This is a genomic window from Delftia sp. Cs1-4 (assembly GCF_000214395.1).
GTDB lineage: Bacteria > Pseudomonadota > Gammaproteobacteria > Burkholderiales > Burkholderiaceae_C > Comamonas > Comamonas acidovorans.
This window is the reverse complement of record NC_015563.1, coordinates 4,554,912-4,570,804: the sequence shown is the minus strand read 5'-3', so window position 1 is coordinate 4,570,804 and position 15,893 is coordinate 4,554,912. Positions and strand designations below refer to the sequence as shown.

The 15,893-nt window shown below is 65.9% G+C and carries 13 protein-coding genes; all 13 read left to right on the top strand.

All coding sequences use genetic code 11. From position 1 onward, the window contains the following. Positions 1-119 precede the first annotated feature (119 nt). Positions 120-2,603: a hypothetical protein gene (locus tag DELCS14_RS20000; RefSeq protein WP_013803276.1), complete on the top strand. Its 2,484-nt coding sequence runs from the start codon at positions 120-122 to the stop codon at positions 2,601-2,603. A gap of 45 nt (positions 2,604-2,648) precedes the next feature. Then, positions 2,649-3,035, top strand: a complete 387-nt coding sequence (locus tag DELCS14_RS19995) for a Mor transcription activator family protein (protein WP_013803275.1) — start codon at positions 2,649-2,651, stop codon at positions 3,033-3,035. A gap of 277 nt (positions 3,036-3,312) precedes the next feature. Then, positions 3,313-3,723: a hypothetical protein gene (locus tag DELCS14_RS19990; protein ID WP_013803274.1), complete on the top strand. Its 411-nt coding sequence runs from the start codon at positions 3,313-3,315 to the stop codon at positions 3,721-3,723. Positions 3,724-3,750: 27 nt separating this feature from the next. After that, positions 3,751-4,542: a hypothetical protein gene (locus DELCS14_RS19985; RefSeq protein ID WP_013803273.1), complete on the top strand. Its 792-nt coding sequence runs from the start codon at positions 3,751-3,753 to the stop codon at positions 4,540-4,542. A 98-nt stretch (positions 4,543-4,640) separates the two neighbouring features. Then, the gene (locus DELCS14_RS19980; protein ID WP_013803272.1) at positions 4,641-7,439 is read left to right on the top strand and encodes a phage tail tape measure protein; all 2,799 of its coding nucleotides are present in this window, start codon (positions 4,641-4,643) and stop codon (positions 7,437-7,439) included. Positions 7,440-7,441: 2 nt separating this feature from the next. Beyond that, positions 7,442-7,831, top strand: a complete 390-nt coding sequence (locus DELCS14_RS19975) for a hypothetical protein (protein WP_013803271.1) — start codon at positions 7,442-7,444, stop codon at positions 7,829-7,831. 12 nt (positions 7,832-7,843) lie between these two features. Further along, positions 7,844-9,703, top strand: a complete 1,860-nt coding sequence (locus DELCS14_RS19970) for a hypothetical protein (protein ID WP_043796394.1) — start codon at positions 7,844-7,846, stop codon at positions 9,701-9,703. 20 nt (positions 9,704-9,723) lie between these two features. Further along, on the top strand, positions 9,724-11,613 hold the full coding sequence (locus DELCS14_RS19965) for a hypothetical protein (protein WP_043796392.1): 1,890 nt from the start codon (positions 9,724-9,726) through the stop codon (positions 11,611-11,613). A gap of 17 nt (positions 11,614-11,630) precedes the next feature. Beyond that, on the top strand, positions 11,631-12,818 hold the full coding sequence (locus tag DELCS14_RS19960; protein ID WP_013803270.1) for a hypothetical protein: 1,188 nt from the start codon (positions 11,631-11,633) through the stop codon (positions 12,816-12,818). A gap of 4 nt (positions 12,819-12,822) precedes the next feature. After that, complete coding sequence (locus tag DELCS14_RS19955) at positions 12,823-13,215, top strand: hypothetical protein (protein WP_013803269.1); 393 nt, start codon at positions 12,823-12,825, stop codon at positions 13,213-13,215. Further along, entirely contained in the window at positions 13,212-13,631 is a 420-nt protein-coding gene (locus tag DELCS14_RS19950) for a hypothetical protein (RefSeq protein ID WP_013803268.1), read from the top strand. Before DELCS14_RS19955 ends, DELCS14_RS19950 begins: the two co-directional genes overlap by 4 nt. A gap of 4 nt (positions 13,632-13,635) precedes the next feature. Continuing rightward, complete coding sequence (locus tag DELCS14_RS19945; RefSeq protein WP_013803267.1) at positions 13,636-15,534, top strand: hypothetical protein; 1,899 nt, start codon at positions 13,636-13,638, stop codon at positions 15,532-15,534. Then, entirely contained in the window at positions 15,531-15,767 is a 237-nt protein-coding gene (locus tag DELCS14_RS19940; RefSeq protein ID WP_013803266.1) for a hypothetical protein, read from the top strand. The genes DELCS14_RS19945 and DELCS14_RS19940 overlap by 4 nt, the downstream gene beginning before the upstream one ends. Positions 15,768-15,893 lie beyond the last annotated feature (126 nt).

The following is a 15,893-nucleotide window of genomic DNA, read 5'->3' as shown; positions in this document are numbered from 1 at the left end:
GATCCTGGGATCCAGCCACCAAGGCCCGCTTCAGCGGGCCTTGCCGTTTCAGGAGCCCGGGCGCAGCTGCCTGTCGTGCCAAGCCTGCCAGTCTGTGCTTCTTGCCAAAAGGGGATCAGATGAGCAGCAAGAAGTACAAGCGCGAAAGACTGGACCAGCCGGGCGGCCGGGCCTACGAGCCAGAGGCATTCGAATTGCTGGATGGGATGGATGTGACCGGCATCGGTGCCGGCGCACGCTACCGGCCCGTGCCTGCCCAGCCGCCTGCACAGCCCCAGGAGCGCAGCTGGGGGGAGGCGATCGCAGATGCCGGCGTGCAAAGCGCTGAAGGGGTGAATACAACCTTGGGCAGCGTTGTCAACCTCTTTTCGCCCTCATCCGGTGTTGCGGATTTTTTCCGCAGCAATGGCGAGCATTGGCGAAAGGCACAAAGCCCCGTGACGCAGCGCAAGCTGGCCGAAGCCGAAAAGGTGATCAGCGCGGCGGACCAGGATTCGATCATCGAACAATCCATCGCGGCAGCGCGGGCCTACAGCTCGGACCCCGTACTGATCTCGCGCTTCATCTTCACAAATCTGCCCAGTGTGCTCCCGGGCCTTGGCGCGTCGAGGGTGGGGCAGATCGCCACGCTGGCCGCAGGAGGAAGCACTGCCCTGGCGGCTGCGGCCGGCACCACCATGGCAGGTGCCACGGAGGCACTGATGAATGCGGGAGGCGCCCGTGGAAAGGCCTTCGAAGAGATCCGCGACACGCTGCGCAAGCAAAGCGTCCCGGAAGACGAGGCGGTACGGATCGCCCTCGGCAAGTCGGTGTTGCCAGCTGCCATAGGCAGCTTGACCGGCTTGCTGCCTGGCAAGCGCCGCATCGAGCGGGCCCTGGCGGGCAGGGGATATGCCGCGACGGGAGCATTGGCATCAGCGATGCTGGGCAAGCAGCTCGATGACGTACTGCCCCAGGTGGCGACAAACCACCAGGCTGGGGAGGTCGATGGGCGGCCGTTGTCGCGCAATGTCGGACGCACGGCGGTGGAGGCCGCTGTCAGCGGCCTGCCGCCTGCGGGCGTAGCCGCTATCGCCGCCAGGCACCATCAGGCGCAAAGGAGTAAGGTGGGCAGTGACGACGATGCAGCGCTCCCCGTCAGCCGCCCGGAATCTGCAACCCCGTCGCATCCCGGATCGCCGGCACCTGCGGACGCAGGACCGGCTTCCATGGAGATCTCCGCCGGTCCTGCCAGAACGGACAAGGCCGTCAGTACGGTGCCTGCAGAATCCGGCCGTGGAGCCGATGGCGAGGCGAAGCCGCAAGGCGCCAGGCAGCGCGGGCAAGTGCCGGCCGATGCCTTCGCTGATGGCGATGCGCCAGCCTTCGACCCAGCCACGGTGCAGGCCCGCAATTGGCTGCAGTTCGTGTCCGAGCGCGGCGAGAACATCGGCAGGCTGCGCAGGGGTACGCCTGCCTGGGAATTGCTGCAGGATGACTGGAAAGCCGTGCAGGCTGCACGCAGGGACGCCTCGGCTGGCCGCACAGCGCCCTTGGAGGATGCCACGGTCCGTGCACCGGGCGACGAGAATGCGCCCGCCGCCCCTGTCGCTGAAGACAGCGCACCGGTGCCGGGCAGCGAGAAGGCATCCATGCAACCTGCCCCGGGTGTGCGGCGGAGTGGGGAGCCTACTGCGGATGAGGCTTCTGGTGCACAGGACTCCTCCGGGCCGCCCGCCGCTGCGGCGCAACGGCCCCATCCGGATGGAGAACTGCCCGCCGCGTTGCCAGCTTCAGTGAAGGTCGGTGCGGGCGATGGCGCCTCGGCACCCGATACAGCGCCTGCTGCGGCGCAGCCAGCTTCGCGCCAGGATGCAGACAAGAGTGCAAGCCCGGCGCCTGATGCCTCCATGGGCAAGGTGAAAGAGGTGGCTGATGCCATTAGTGCCTCATGGACCAAGGGACCTCCGGTGCGCGTCATGTTCGACCTGAAGGAGCCCCGCCTGGCGCAGGCAATGCGTGATGCCGGCCGGGAACCGGGGGCCGATGGAGGCACGCAGGGGCCGCGCGGTTTCTATGCCGATGGTCAGCTCCACCTGCTTGCCAATGCAAGCCATACGCCGGCCCAGGTTGCGCGGGTCGTATACCGGCAGGCGCTAGGCCAGCATGGTCTTCAGGGGGCGTTTGGCGAAGGGATGGATGCCGTGCTCGACCAGATCGTCGCAGCGCGCCCGCGCGATGTGCGTGAGAAGGCCCAGGAGCACGGACTGGCCGAGGGCCGGGAGGGTCGGCGTGCCGCCGCCCAGGATGTGCTGGCGGCCATGGCCGAGCAGTCGCCGCAGGCGGGGTTCGTTCGAAAGGCGGTCGAGGCGGTCCGCTTGCGGCTGCGGGCTCAACTGCCGTCCATCAGGCCCATGGCGATGTCCGACGCCAGGATCATCGAGGACTTCATCCTGCCTGCCCGCGACTGGGTGCGGCGGGGCGGGCAGCCTGATGGCAACGGCCTGCCCGCCGCCGTCGCTGCGCCACGCGCCGAAGCCGATGCGCAGCGGCAGAGGGTGGACGCGCAGGCCCGCACCGGCATGGACAAGGGCGAGTCCGGCGATGTGGGCTCCGGGCAGTGACGCGGGGCTCGGGGCAGGAGTCGCCGACCCGGGACGTTGCACACCATGACGACATCCATTGAATCCGTCAGCCCGCCCGAGGACTCGGCGGCGCAGCTGCTGGAGTGCGAGCTGCTGGAGATTGCCGAGCAGGAGCTTGGGCTGAGCGGCCCCCAGGCCTTGTCCGTTGCCCAGGCCATGTTGCGCGGGTTGCGAAAGCGCTATGGCGGCATGCGCATGGGCGCACGCGGCGCCGCCATCTACGTGCCCGCGCCCAGCAAGAAGGAGCGCAACGAAGCCATCCGCCAGGAATTCAACGGGGTCAACCGCAAACAGTTGCAGACCAAATATGGACTCCAGCGGGCTCAGCTGTACCGCATCCTGGGCAAGCGGCCAGGCGCGGTTCGCAACGGTGTTTCCCCTCCGGAGACATCGCTTTCCGTAGCGGGCTGAGCCGTGCAGCGCAGCGGCGGACGGCGACCGCTGCTGCGCCTGGCATGTGCTTGAAAACAGTCTCATTTGTCGGCAGGAAATGAGACGCGAGGACAGAGAAACTGTCTGAACACGCCCAGCAGGGCGCAATGGAACCCAAGGATACAGGCGGTCTTTTTCCTATGTTCACCCACTCGAGAAACAACACCTTCAACACTGTGGCCCCGGTCGCAGGCTTGCCAGATGCAGCGGACGGTTGTATCCGCAGCCAGACGGCCGCCACCAGAGCGCGCGCCTGATGCTTCAGCTCGAATCCATCCTGGCCTCCCGCCTCAAGTCGTTGCCGGCCTTCGGGGGCTGGCGCGTCAGCGGAGCCAGCGAGTCCGTCGACCGCTCGGCTGTGCCTGCTGCGCAGGTGCGCATGGCATCTGCCACAGGGGTGGCCGCCATGAGGACCGCGGCGCAGTTGCAGCCGACCTGGGTTGCCGCGCTGATGGTGCCGCGCGGCGCACAGGCTGCCGCCGCGCTGGGCGAGGCACTCGGGGCCTTGGTCGAAGCACTGCACAACTGGTCGCCGGGAGCGGTCGATGACCGCTTCTGGACCCCCTTCCAGTTCGTCTCCATCCAGGAGGCGGCTTTTCCCGACCCAGGCCTCGTGGGGTACGAGGCCGCATTCACCACCACGGCCCTGTTTGACGGCCAGCCGTGATTTCTTACCTTTGATTGGAGCAGTGACATGCCGATTGCACACCCGAAAAATGACTACCAGATTCCGCGAGGCCGCGTCTACATCGACCTCTATGACGCCAACGAGCAACTGACGGGCGAGATTCCCATGGGCAACTGCCCTGGCTTCACCCTCACCGTCGCGGCAGAAAAGGCTGAGCACTTCAGCAGCGAAGAGGGCATGTCCGAGAAGGACGGCAGCTGGCCCATCAAGGTCACCCGCACCGGCGCCCTGACCTGCGACAACATCAGCGCGCGCAATGTGGCCTCCTGGCTGTCCGGCACCCATGCGCTGAAGACACAGGACGCCACCCCCGTGGACAACGAGAGCCGCGCCGTGGTACCCGGCCGCCAGTACCAGCTGGGCGCCACCGCTGCCAATCCTCTGGGCGTTCGCAACGTCTCCACCGTGTCCATCAAGAGCGAGGACGGTCAGACCAGCTACGTCGCGGGCCGCGACTACAACCTGAGCCTGGAGACCGGCCGCGTCCAGATCATCGAAGGCGGCCAGATCGCCGCCGGCAAGGTGGTCTTCGGCTACACGCCCGTGGCCGGCCAGTTCGAGTCCGTGATGACGGGCGCCAAGTCCGACATGACCTGTGCGATCCGCATCGTGTCCGACAGCGCTGCCGGCCTGGACAGCGACTGGTACATGCCGCTGGTGGCGCTCACGCCCACGGGCGAGATGCCTCTGATCACCGAGGACACCAAGCCCGTGAGCATGCAGTTCTCGCTGGAAGTTCTCAAGGGGCCCAACGCGCAGGCCATCTACCGCGACGGCCGCCCCGTGTCCATCCCCTGATGTGAACCATCCCACCTGGCCGCGTGCCGGGTGGTTCGCCCTGCCGCCTGGACAGGCGGCAGCGCCAACCAGACATGCCTACAAAAGAACCCTGAATCATGGACGAGAAACCCATTTCCAGGCTCACCCGCGCCAAGGACGCCGCAGAGAAGGCGTTCGATAGCCTCAAGGCCAAGGCAGCCGAGGTGGGCACATCAATGCTCCAGAGTTTTGGTGCTGCGGCCAGGTCTGCTTTCGACAGCGCGGCCAAAGCGCTCAGCAATTTCCAGACGGTGATGGACGGTGTGCAGGCCGTGTTGCAAAGTTTGGCGGACAAGGGCGCCCAGGGAGCCCAGTCCTTCATGGCGCTCGGCACGGCGGCCGGCTCTGCGGTGAGCGGGATGGTGAGCCGGGGCGCGGCCTCGTTGGACAGTCTTGCCACCAAACTGTCCGAGGTGGGGGCATCCATGCTCAAGGGCTTTGGTGCTTCGGCTGGAGAGACCTTCAAAAATGCCGTCACGGCTGCGGCGGATTTCGAGTCGGCAATGGACCGTGTCCAGGTCGCCACCGGCAGTTCGGCCGAGGAGATGGCCGCGCTGACCAAGGCGGCCACGGATGCCGGACTCACCACGCAGTACTCGGGCGTGCAGGCTGCCGGCGCGCTGGAAAGCCTGGCCCAGGCGGGGTTGACGGCCCAGGAGAGCATCGCCACTTTGCCGGCGGTTCTGAACCTCGCGCAGGCCGGCGGCATGGAACTGTCCGCCGCCAGCGAAGCCGTGACCAAGGCGGTCTCGGGCATGGGCCTGCAATTCGAGGATGCAGGGCGCGTGGCGGATGTGCTGGCCAAAGGGTCGGTGCTCACCGGCACCAGTATCGGCAGCCTGGCCGAGACCCTGGGCACGGTGGGCCCTGCTGCCGGACGCGTGGGACTGAGCCTGGAGAGCACGGTGGCCATGATCGGCCAGTTCTCGCAGGCTGGGACCGATGCGGGGAAGGCCGGATCGGCGTTCAACACCATCCTGGGCCAGTTCGCGGATCCGGCCAGCGCGTTCCGCAAGGAGCTGGGCGAGGCCGGCATTGTCACCGACGATTTCGAGCAGGCATTGCAGCAACTGGCCGGCAAGGGCCCGGAAGGCGCGCAGGCCATCAAGGCACTGGGGACGGAGGCCGGTCCCGTGCTGTCCGGGCTGCTCAGCCAGGGCATGGGCTCACTGAATGCTCTTTCCACCACGCTGGGCAATGCCTCCGGCAGTGCCGCCGACATGGCAGCAACCATGTCGGACAACCTCAATGGCTCGGTCAAGGGGTTCGGAAATGTCTGGGAGGGTGTCAAGACCTCGCTGGGCACGCCCGTGTTGCCTGTTCTCAAGGAGGCGGTGGATGCGGTGGCAGAGGGCTTCCGCACTGCCGTTGCTGACGGCGCCATCGGGCGCTTCGGCGAATCGATTGCCGAGGCCTTCCGCTCCGGCCTGGAATTCGCCAAGGGCTTCATTTCCACGATCGATTTCAAGGCCGTGGGCGAGAAGCTGCAGGCCTTCGCAGACCAGGCCAAGGACGCCCTGACGCGGGTGCAGGAGTACGGCACGAATACCGGCAACGTGCTGAAGATTGCCTGGGGCACGATAAGCGCTGGCGTCAATGGCGTGATGACCGTCATCTATGGCCTGGGCGCGGGGTTCGCCGAGATCGCCAGCGCTGTCATGACCGGAGTGGCGAAGTTGCGCGAAGGTCTGGCCGCCGTGACGTTCGGCCAACTGTCCCAATCCTTCAAGCTGGCCGCGCAGGACGCCGAGGTGATGGCGGGCGGCTTCGGGGCTTCGGCCCAGGCCATGCGCGACAAGGCCGCCGAGTCCCTGCAGGCCGTGGCCGATGCCGCGCAGACGGCGCGCAATGGATTCACCGGCCTGGTGCAAGGCTCCCAGGAGGCCAGTACGGCGAGCGGCGAATCGGAGCGCGCCTTCCGGCAGATGGCTGCTTCCATCGAGGAGACCGGCCGAAAGAGCATGGAAACCAAGGTGGCGCTGGAGAGTACGGCTGCGTCGACGGCCACCGCGTCACAAAGCGTCAGCCAGTTGCGTTCCGAATATCGGCAACTGATGGAGGCGGGCAACCTGCAGGCCGCTGCAGAGAAGCTGGAGGAAATCAACAAGATCCAGAAGGCGCTTCCCGAGTCCGCTCAGAGCGCGCAGCAGGCGGCCAAGGCGGTGGATGAAGCCTATACGGGCCTGGACAAGGGCAAAGCCTCCTTGCAAGGTCTCAAGTCCGAGGTGGACAAGACAGGGAAAAGCACCAGGGACCTGAAAGACGCTGCCGACAAGACGAAAGGTTCGAACGATCAGGTAACCCGTGCCGTGAACGACCAGCGTACTGCACTGGAGCGCTTGAATGCCGAGCGTGAGCGAGAGATCGCCGCGCAGGAAAAGGCCAACGAGCTCAAGGAACGAGAACTGGAGCTGTACCGAAAGAAATGGAATATCGACAAGGAAGGCCACAGCCTGAACACCGCAGGCGAGCGAGTGGCACTCACCATTCTTTCGCGCACGGCCGTGCTCGAAATGGCCAAGGGCCAGGGGCTGGATGACGCGGCCGCATTGCGCGTCGTGGACCAGTTCGAGCAGCAGTACGACAAACCCGCCGGCATTTTCGGCGGGATCCAGGGCGGCGTGAATCCGAACGAGGTGAACAGGGCTATCGCCGATGCTGTTTTGCAGCAGGCGAGGGACAAGGTTGCCCAAGCGCAGAGGGCACCGCTGGAGTCTCCCACCAACACGTCCACGGTTGGGGCCGCAGCTCGGGTCATCGACCTGCGGATCAACGGCAGCTCGCTGGGCAATGTAAGGACCGACGCCGATGGCGAACGGGCGATCGAACGCCTGCTGTCGGAGCTTGAGCGAAGCAAGAACCTTTCCGGAATATGACGATGACAGCCAAGAACCACCTATTGGGAACGCTTGAGATTCCCCGCGGGATGACCTGGACGGATGAATTCACATGGTCCGCCGTGGCGCGCAGTACGGCGCGCAGCATCACGGGGGCGCTGATCGTGGACGAAGCCGGCAAGTCTGCGGGACGTCCGATCACTCTGGAGGGGGATGAGTCCCATGGCTGGATCCGCCGCGCCACCTTGCTCGTGCTGCTGCAGATGGCTGGCGCCGCAGGCCAGGTCTACAGCCTGCGGCTGGCGGATGGCCGCGCCTTCGACGTGCAGTTTTCCGGCGACGAACCCATCACGGCCCGGCCCGTCGGCAGGCCCGAGCTTCCCGCGCTCGCCAATCCCTATGTCGCAACGTTGCGGCTCATCACAGTTTGAGGAGTTGAAAATATGACAGTCAGAGACGGCGATATCCGCCTGCTCGAGTCCAAGGTCATGACCGATGACCCCAATGGCGGCGGCGGCCCCACGGGCAACGTCATCGCCTGGGGCAAGAGCAATGGCATCTTCGAGGACATCACCGAAGTGGACCGCGCCGGCGGCGACGTGAGCATCCGTCAGGTGCATGCGGCCGTGCAGACGCCGACGACCGAGGCACTGATGGATACCAATATCATCGTCTCGGCAGTACCCAGTGATCCCAACGTATCCATCACCATAGCGGCCTGTGGTGTGTTCGCGCGCCGCTCGGAGATCGCGGCAGCCATCGCCGCCTACCTGATCCCGGGCACGGAGTGGAGCGGTTTCCTGCTGGAAAACCACGTCCAGGGACAGGCCTCGATCAAGATATTCCATCGTCCCGGAACCCCTGCACCGACCATTGGTCGCACGCTGATCCTCGTCCACAACGAGGGTCTGGCCAGCCAAGTGCTGCAATACGTGCGTGTGCTGCGCGCGGAGACGGAGACGCAGACCTTCACACACAGCGGCAACGGCTTTGTGGACTATCAGGCCAGTGTCACCACCTGTGAGGTCACCCCCCGGCTGCGCAGCGCCTTCCCCGGCACGGCACCCAACCGCAACTATGTCCTGGACACCACGAAGACTCGCATCCGGGACACCACCGTGGCGGATGCGGCCAGCTTTTTCGGTGCCCAGCCGCTGACCGCTGCCGCACAACTGGGCGAGAGCATGCTGCGCGTGGCCGGCATCCATACCCAGCTGGTGCCCAACTCGCGTACCGAGACAGCGGCCCTGGATCAGCGCCCGGCCGGCGTGCGGCAGTTGGTGCTCGCTACCTCGCCGCGCGAGATCCGGGTGCCCAATTCCCCGCATACCAGGCGAATCAAGGTAGGCCAGGAAAACCGTGGTTTCAGCTGGGTGGCCATCCTCAAGCCCTTTCCGGCGCCCGGCACGCTTGTGGTGTCCTTCCAGGTGATGGGCGTCTGGTACACCGCATCCGACAACGGGCAGGGCGGGCTGACGGGCTCGGCCGTGGGCACGGTGAACTATGCCAATGGCTCGGTGTCCGTGACGCTGCCCGCTTTGCCTGATGTTGGCAGCTCCATCATCTTCCAGTGGGGCGAGGCCTCGGCTTTCGTCAACCGCTCCAGCGCCACGGGCTGGCGACTGCCCGAGCACGCCATGCGCCTGCCGCACCAGGGCATCAAGCCGGGCTCGCTGGTCATCAAGTGGACCTCGGGCGGCGTGCTGCGCACGGCCACGGACAACGGCCAGGGTGACCTGCAGGGCGCCGCCACGGGCGAGATCAACTACGCATCAGCCGCGCTGTTGCTGCGCCCGCAATTCATGATCGACGCAGGCGGGCAGTTCGCCATCGAGTACGACTATGCCGTGACGGTGAGCAAGAACGTCTCGGTCGTCCTCGACGCAGGCGGCTACGGCGCGATCACCCTGGACACCATCCCTGCGCCCGGCACCGTGTCCGTGGCATGGATCACCGTGCGCAATTTGTCGGCCAGCTCCGGCGCCTCGTCTGGCGGCACCTCGGCCTCGAAAAACGGCGGCAGCGGCAAATTCAGCTACCTGCCCCAGGTGCCCCCGGCGCCTGCGCCCGTCATCACTTCGCGTGTGCCTCTATCCGATGGATCGACCACAGGCAAGTACATGGCCCAGGGCGGCGCGCGCGCCAGCGGCGGGGCCGTCTATATCGAGGTTGGCGCCACCAGCTCGCCCGAGGGCAACCACTACGTGCCGCCCGACGTCGATGGCGTGGTCTGGACCGACGCCGAGTACACGGCGGGCGTCAAGTCCATCGGCGGCGTCGAATACCGGCGCTGGGGCGCCTGATCAAACAAAGGAGAAAAACCATGGCAGGAGTTTCCGCAGGCATCGTCTTGCAGACCACCAAGACATCGGCCAGCTCATCGTCAACACACAGCCGGTCCAGCTACCAGACAAGCAAGACCCAGGACACGGTGCGCCACCTGTTGACCGATGACGGCCAGGGCACGTTCGGCCCGGACGGCACCATCAACTACGCGGGCAAGTTCCTCAACATCAAGTTCGTGCAGCTGGACAGCAAGACCGAGGGCTACAACAGTGACTACGAAAACGCCCTGAGTTTTGAAGAAACCACGATGGGCGGCAATGGCAGCGACCCCAGCTTCTCCACCATGTCCAAGGGCGGTGACCGCCGCGATACCTCGGTAAGCGAAGAACTGCTGGCGGCCAGCACGGTGACGGTGACCTACGCTGAGGACTTCACCAGCGCGCAGCACCATGTGATGAATTTCACACCGGAGCCCGTGGTGCTGGACCTGTGCCCCTACACCACCGACTACATCGTGCCGGGCAGCGTGCGGTTTCGGTGGATGGGCCATGTCTACGAGGACTACGACGGCGTGCTGGTGCGCGACCGCACGTCCACGGCGCTGGGCATCGTGGCTGGCGCGCTGGACTACTCCAGCGGCGTGGCGCGGATCTTCGACTATGTGGTCGATGGTCCGGCCACCGACCTGGTGGTCGAGAGCCTGTGGACCGTGCGCCAGAACTGGACCACGGCCAGCATCTTCATGCGCACGGCCGCCGCGCCCATCAAGCCCTCCGGCTTTGTCATGAACCTGTCCGATGCCACGGGCGAGCAGATCACGGCCTCGGCCGGCATCGACGGCGTGATCTCGGGCACACACCTGCGCGGCAAGATCGACTACCAGAGCGGCGTGGTCGAGCTGCAGTTCGGCGACTATGTGCTGGACACCTCACTGACCGCTGCCCAGAAGACGGAATGGTGGTACTCGGCCGATGACATCGGCGCCGTCCAGCCAAACCGCATCTGGCGCCCCTGGCCCGTGGACCCGACCACGCTGCGCTACAACAGCGTCAGCTACTTCTACTTGCCGCTGGACGCTGATGTCATCGGCCTGGACCCGGTGCGCCTGCCGCCCGATGGCCGCGTGCCCATCTACCGGGTGGGCAGCTACATCGTGATCGGCCACACAGGCACGGTCGGCCCCGTCACCGTGGCCAACGGCCAGGTCATCAACTGCGGCCGCGTGCGGCTCTCGCGTGCCTATGTCATCGGCGCCGATGGCCAGCGTATCCAGCAGGGCTGGAGCGTGGATCTGGAGGCCGGCAAGATCACGGTTAGCGACATCACGGGCTGGGCCCAGCCGGTCACGTTCCAGCACCGCATCGAGGAGATGGCGCGCGTCAGCGATGTGCAGATCAACGGCATGCTGGCGATCACCAAGCAGCTGAGCCACGAGTTCCCCGTGGGCAGCGTGGTGTCCAGCGCGCTGATGGCCGGAACGCTGCGCGCGCGTGTCAGCCTCATGTTTGATCAGGACAACTGGGGCAACCGATGGCAGGACACGGTGGATGGAGCCGAGGCCCTGGCCAGCTACAACGACACCATTGCTCCTCTCATCGTGACCAACGCCGGCGCGCTGCCCGAGCGCTGGATGTGCCGCTTCACCAGCGCCACGACGTTCGAGTTCATCGGAGAGCACGTGGGCAACCTGGGCCCCGGCTCCACGAATGCGGACTTCGCGCCCATCAACCCCATCAGCGGCGTGCCCTACATCACCATCCGCGCCCTGGGCTGGGGCCAGGGCTGGCGCGCAGGCAACGTGCTGCGCATCAACACCGAGGGCGGCATCGCACCCCATGCCCTCATCCGCACCGTGCAGCCCAGCGAGGCTGTGGCCGACGACTACCAGTTCGAGCACCTGGTGCGCGGCAGCGTCGACCGTCCCTGATTTTTTGGAGATCACTTATGGCATCCCTTGTCGATACCAGCGTCAAGCACTTTCTCTACAGCATGTACGGCGCCCCCGTGCAAAACGGCTTGGCCGGCAGCAAGATTGCCGTGCTCGACGCCTGCCTGGTCACGGGTTTCGGCCTGCGCGCGGCGACGCGGATCACTGTGGCAGCTGGCGTCGCCACGGTGGAGTTTTCCGTGGGCGCTTCGCAGCCTCCCACGCCAGACAGCGTGCTGCTGATCACCGGCGCTGCGCAGGCCCTGCTCAACGGGGAACAGCGCGTGACCGAGTCGGCCAGCGGTGTGTTCAAGTTCCGCACGGCCGCGCCCGACAGCGTGGACAACGGCACAGGCATCACGTTCAAGTTTGCGGCGCTGGGCTGGGCCAAACCGTTCTCTGGGACCAACCAGGCCGTGTATCAGTCCACCGACCCGCAGAGCTATGGCATGTACCTCTATGTCGACGACCGCACAACGACCGCTGTATCCATGCGCGGCTACGAAAGCATGTCGGCCATCGATATGGGGACCGGACCGTTTCCCAGCGCTGCGCAGCGAGCTGACGGCGCCTGGTGGGTCAAGAGCAATTCAGCGAATGCCAGCCCTACACGCTGGACGATTGTGGGTGATAGCCGGATTTTCTTCGACAACTCGGCACCATCATCGCCAATGTCAGCTACGAATACGGCGGGCGGGACGAGGGTATTTGGTGACTTGCTGGCATTGCGCAAGGCGGGGGATGCATACGCCTGTCTGCTCTGTGGCGGCGTATCCCAGTCAAACGTCGCGAACACTCCCAACAATGGAGCTATTGATTCAGCATCCAGCGGTTGGTACTTCTTGCCGAGGGCCGTTACAAGTCTAGGGGGCAGCGTAGCGCCAGATCTCAGGTGCTTCGCATCAACCGCGACCGCAGGATCTGGTTCTGACTCCGCGCTTGGGAATTTTCCGAGTGACGTTGACGGTGAGTTGAAACTCGCGCAGCTGTATTTAAGCAATTCGCCGGTTTCCACCAATACGCCGCGTGCTGTTGTGCCGGGATACAGGTATGTGCCGCAGTCGCAGGTAGCCCAGTATTTCGAGCGTGACTCAACATTGATCGAAGCCGTAAGCGGTCGCCGCCTCCTGGCCCTTCCGCATAGCTCCTCTGCATCCTCCCCGGCAGGCTTTGGCTTCATCGATATCACAGGGCCTTGGCGCTAACGGTATGGCCGAGTTGTCTTATCCAACCAGCCTGTTCCAGCCCACGGCAGTCGTGGGCCTGGGTGGGCGAGAACTTTACCGGGGCGCGTATGTCGTCCAGCGGCCTGGAGCGAGCCAACTGGACTACGTGCTGGGCGGCAACGGCCTGGGCCGCGTGCGCGGCCGCACAGTCGAGCAGGAAGACAAGAACAGTCCCAAGGTGCCTGTCTCGCGCCGCGTGCGTCTGTACCGCGACCGCGACGGCCTGCTGGTCCGCGAGGCCTGGAGCAACGCCCAGGGCGACTACGAGTTCGCGCGCATCGACAGCACCACCGCATACACCGTGCTCAGCTACGACCATGAGGGCGACTTCCGCGCCGTGGTCGCCGACCGCGTCACGCCGGAGGCCATGCCATGACACAGCGCAGTGTTGAAATTACGGTGCAGGCCAACGAGGCCCGCTTGCAGGGCCTGCGCGATCTGCTGCTGGACATGGGTCCGGGCACGGCCTGCGTGCGCTTCTTTGCGGACGCCCAGCGGCCCGCCTTCGGCGAGCCCTCGGCCCTGCCCATGCTGGTGGAGCTGCCGCTGGCCAGACCCTGTGGCGAGATCGTGGCCGGCCGGCTGCGGCTGCTGGCCCGTGATGCGGCCGGCGCCATGATCCTGGAGTCCGGCATCGCCACCTGGGGCCGCGTCGTCTCGGCCAGCGGTGCGCTGGTGCTCGACGCGGATGTGTCGATCGAAGGTGGCGAGGGTCAGATCCAGATCCCGGACAGCACCCAGCTGTACGCGGGCGGCTATCTGACGCTGGCGCCGACCAGCTACATCGAGTAGCGCCATGGCACGCATCGAGCTGATCTTCCATCGCCCACCAGCCGCTGGCTCACCCAGCCAGATGGTGTTCGGCAACGAGGACGATTCGGACCCGGGCTCGACTCAGGACGCAGTCGCACGGATGGCCATCCGGCTGCCGGGGACGAGCGTGGCCATCGGTGCCTTGCGTCGCAAGGCCGCTGGCGCCGGCATTCGCCTGCCTGGGGCGCGCATGGCGCTTGGAGCGGCGTACCAGACGCGCACCGACAGGCCGGCCGTGGGGGGCACATTGTCGGGATTTGAAGAGGCCGCCCTGGCACAGGGCGGCCTGGTGTCTGTCTACCAGCAGGCGGCCATTGCCGACAGGGTCACGCAGATTCGCGGTTGGCGAGCGCTGCACGCAGGCGCGGCCACCGTGCAGCGCTGGCAGGACTCGGCGCGCCTGCGCCTGACCACGCGCCAAGGCATGGGCTTTGCCATGGACGTGGGGGGACTCACGGCCCAAGCCTGGCAAGAGGGTATGCGCTTGCGCCTGGCCACGCGCCAGGGCCTGGCCAACGCACTGGCTGGCCAGGCGGTTGTGCTGCAGAGGTTCCAGGAGGGCATCATTTTGCGCCGTGCCATACGGCAGGCTTTCAGCGACGGCCTCTGCGAAGGTGCCTGGCACGCCAGCAGCATGGGCGATGCCCGGGTGCTGGGCATCGTGATGGGCGGTGCCCGCCATCAGGACGCCATGGCGCCGCTGCCCGGCGTCACGCCGGGCCGCCCTGTCGATCCGCCCAAGCCGCCACCGTGCTATCGGCCGCCGCCGGGTGGGGCCGTCGAGCTGGCGTTCTCGAGCGTCTGGAGCGAAAGCTCCGAACTCGTGTTCATCTGCTGCAGGCCGGGCACAGATCCCCAACCACCCCGCTATGTCATCCCGCAACTGAAGGTTTACATGACAGTACACACGATGGAGGCAGCCCTGCTGCCGGGCATGGAAGCCGTTGCGCTGAGCGATGTGACGATCGCCAGCGATGACGACGGCTTCGGATGGAGCTTTTCGGCCAATGGTCCGGAACACCTGCTGGATCAACTGGCGCCGTCCGGGGGACTGCCTGCACGGCTGCGCGTGGTGGTCGATGGCATCGACTTCGTCTTTGTCGTACAAAGCCTGAGCCGCACGCGCAGCTTCGGCAACCACCGCGTGGCCGTACAGGGCGTGAGTGCCACCGCCCTGCTGAGCAGTCCCTACATGCCGGAGCAGACCTGGCTGAACACGGCGCCGGCCACGGCTCAGCAACTGATCCGCAATGCGCTGGAGCTCACCGGCGTGCAACTGGACTGGAAGGTGTCGGACTGGCTGGTGCCGGCCGGCGCCTGGAGTCACCGTGGCACGCCGTTGTCGGCCGTGATGCGTGTGGCTGCTTCGATTGGCGCGGTGGTGAGCAGCCATCGGACGCAGGAGCGCCTGATCGTCGCGCCGCGCTTCGCACATCTGCCATGGAAGTGGGCGGATGCGACGCCGGACGTGCGCATGCCGGCGGACGTCATTGTGACAGACGAGCTGCGGCCCGAGCCGCGTGCCGCCTACAACGCGATCTATGTCAGCGGCCAGGCGGGCGGCATCCTCGGTCACGTGCGCCGAGCCGGGACGGCGGGCAATAGCCTGGCTCCCCAGGTCACGGATGCCCTGATCACCGAGGCCGTGGCCGCACGCCAGCGTGGCGAGGCCGTGCTGGGAGCATCGGGCAACAAGCTGGTCCAGTCCATCACCATGCCCTTGCTTTCCGGTGGGACGGCACCAGGCCTGATCCGGCCCGGCCAATTGATCGAAGTCGTCGATACCGACGAATCCTGGCGCGGTCTGGTCCGTGGAACCCGTCTCAGCGCTGCCATGCCCGTGGTGCGGCAGCAGATTACCGTGGAGCGCGCAACCGTATGAGCACCGTCAATCTCTTCAAGCGTCTTGTCCAACTGCTGCCTGACGAGCCTGTGCTCACCGGACGGATCAGCGCGGTGCATGGCGACGGAACAGCCACGGTCGATCTGCCTGGCAATGGCCGATTGCGCGTACGCAATCCCCTGGGCAGCCAGGAGGGCGGTAGCGTCTATGTCCAGGGGCAGGCGATCACGGGTGAAGCCCCTCAATTGACCTATGTGCTCATTGATATCTAAGGGGGGCGCCAGGGCTTCGATGCAGGGTGACCGGGTAACTGGGTCGTGCTGCGGGGAGGCGCGGGCCCCGCGCTGCTGCCGCACACTGAAAACCGAGGGCAAATCCCCAATGCGGCCTTTCTGATG

Excerpts from the sequence above, each read along its gene's own strand:
- DELCS14_RS20000 (WP_013803276.1), top strand. The coding sequence starts at position 120 with ATGAGCAGCAAGAAGTACAAGCGCGAAAGACTGGACCAGCCGGGCGGC.
- DELCS14_RS19995 (WP_013803275.1), top strand. The coding sequence starts at position 2,649 with ATGACGACATCCATTGAATCCGTCAGCCCGCCCGAGGACTCGGCGGCG.
- DELCS14_RS19990 (WP_013803274.1), top strand. The coding sequence starts at position 3,313 with ATGCTTCAGCTCGAATCCATCCTGGCCTCCCGCCTCAAGTCGTTGCCG.
- DELCS14_RS19985 (WP_013803273.1), top strand. The coding sequence starts at position 3,751 with ATGCCGATTGCACACCCGAAAAATGACTACCAGATTCCGCGAGGCCGC.
- DELCS14_RS19980 (WP_013803272.1), top strand. The coding sequence starts at position 4,641 with ATGGACGAGAAACCCATTTCCAGGCTCACCCGCGCCAAGGACGCCGCA.
- DELCS14_RS19975 (WP_013803271.1), top strand. The coding sequence starts at position 7,442 with ATGACAGCCAAGAACCACCTATTGGGAACGCTTGAGATTCCCCGCGGG.
- DELCS14_RS19970 (WP_043796394.1), top strand. The coding sequence starts at position 7,844 with ATGACAGTCAGAGACGGCGATATCCGCCTGCTCGAGTCCAAGGTCATG.
- DELCS14_RS19965 (WP_043796392.1), top strand. The coding sequence starts at position 9,724 with ATGGCAGGAGTTTCCGCAGGCATCGTCTTGCAGACCACCAAGACATCG.
- DELCS14_RS19960 (WP_013803270.1), top strand. The coding sequence starts at position 11,631 with ATGGCATCCCTTGTCGATACCAGCGTCAAGCACTTTCTCTACAGCATG.
- DELCS14_RS19955 (WP_013803269.1), top strand. The coding sequence starts at position 12,823 with ATGGCCGAGTTGTCTTATCCAACCAGCCTGTTCCAGCCCACGGCAGTC.
- DELCS14_RS19950 (WP_013803268.1), top strand. The coding sequence starts at position 13,212 with ATGACACAGCGCAGTGTTGAAATTACGGTGCAGGCCAACGAGGCCCGC.
- DELCS14_RS19945 (WP_013803267.1), top strand. The coding sequence starts at position 13,636 with ATGGCACGCATCGAGCTGATCTTCCATCGCCCACCAGCCGCTGGCTCA.
- DELCS14_RS19940 (WP_013803266.1), top strand. The coding sequence starts at position 15,531 with ATGAGCACCGTCAATCTCTTCAAGCGTCTTGTCCAACTGCTGCCTGAC.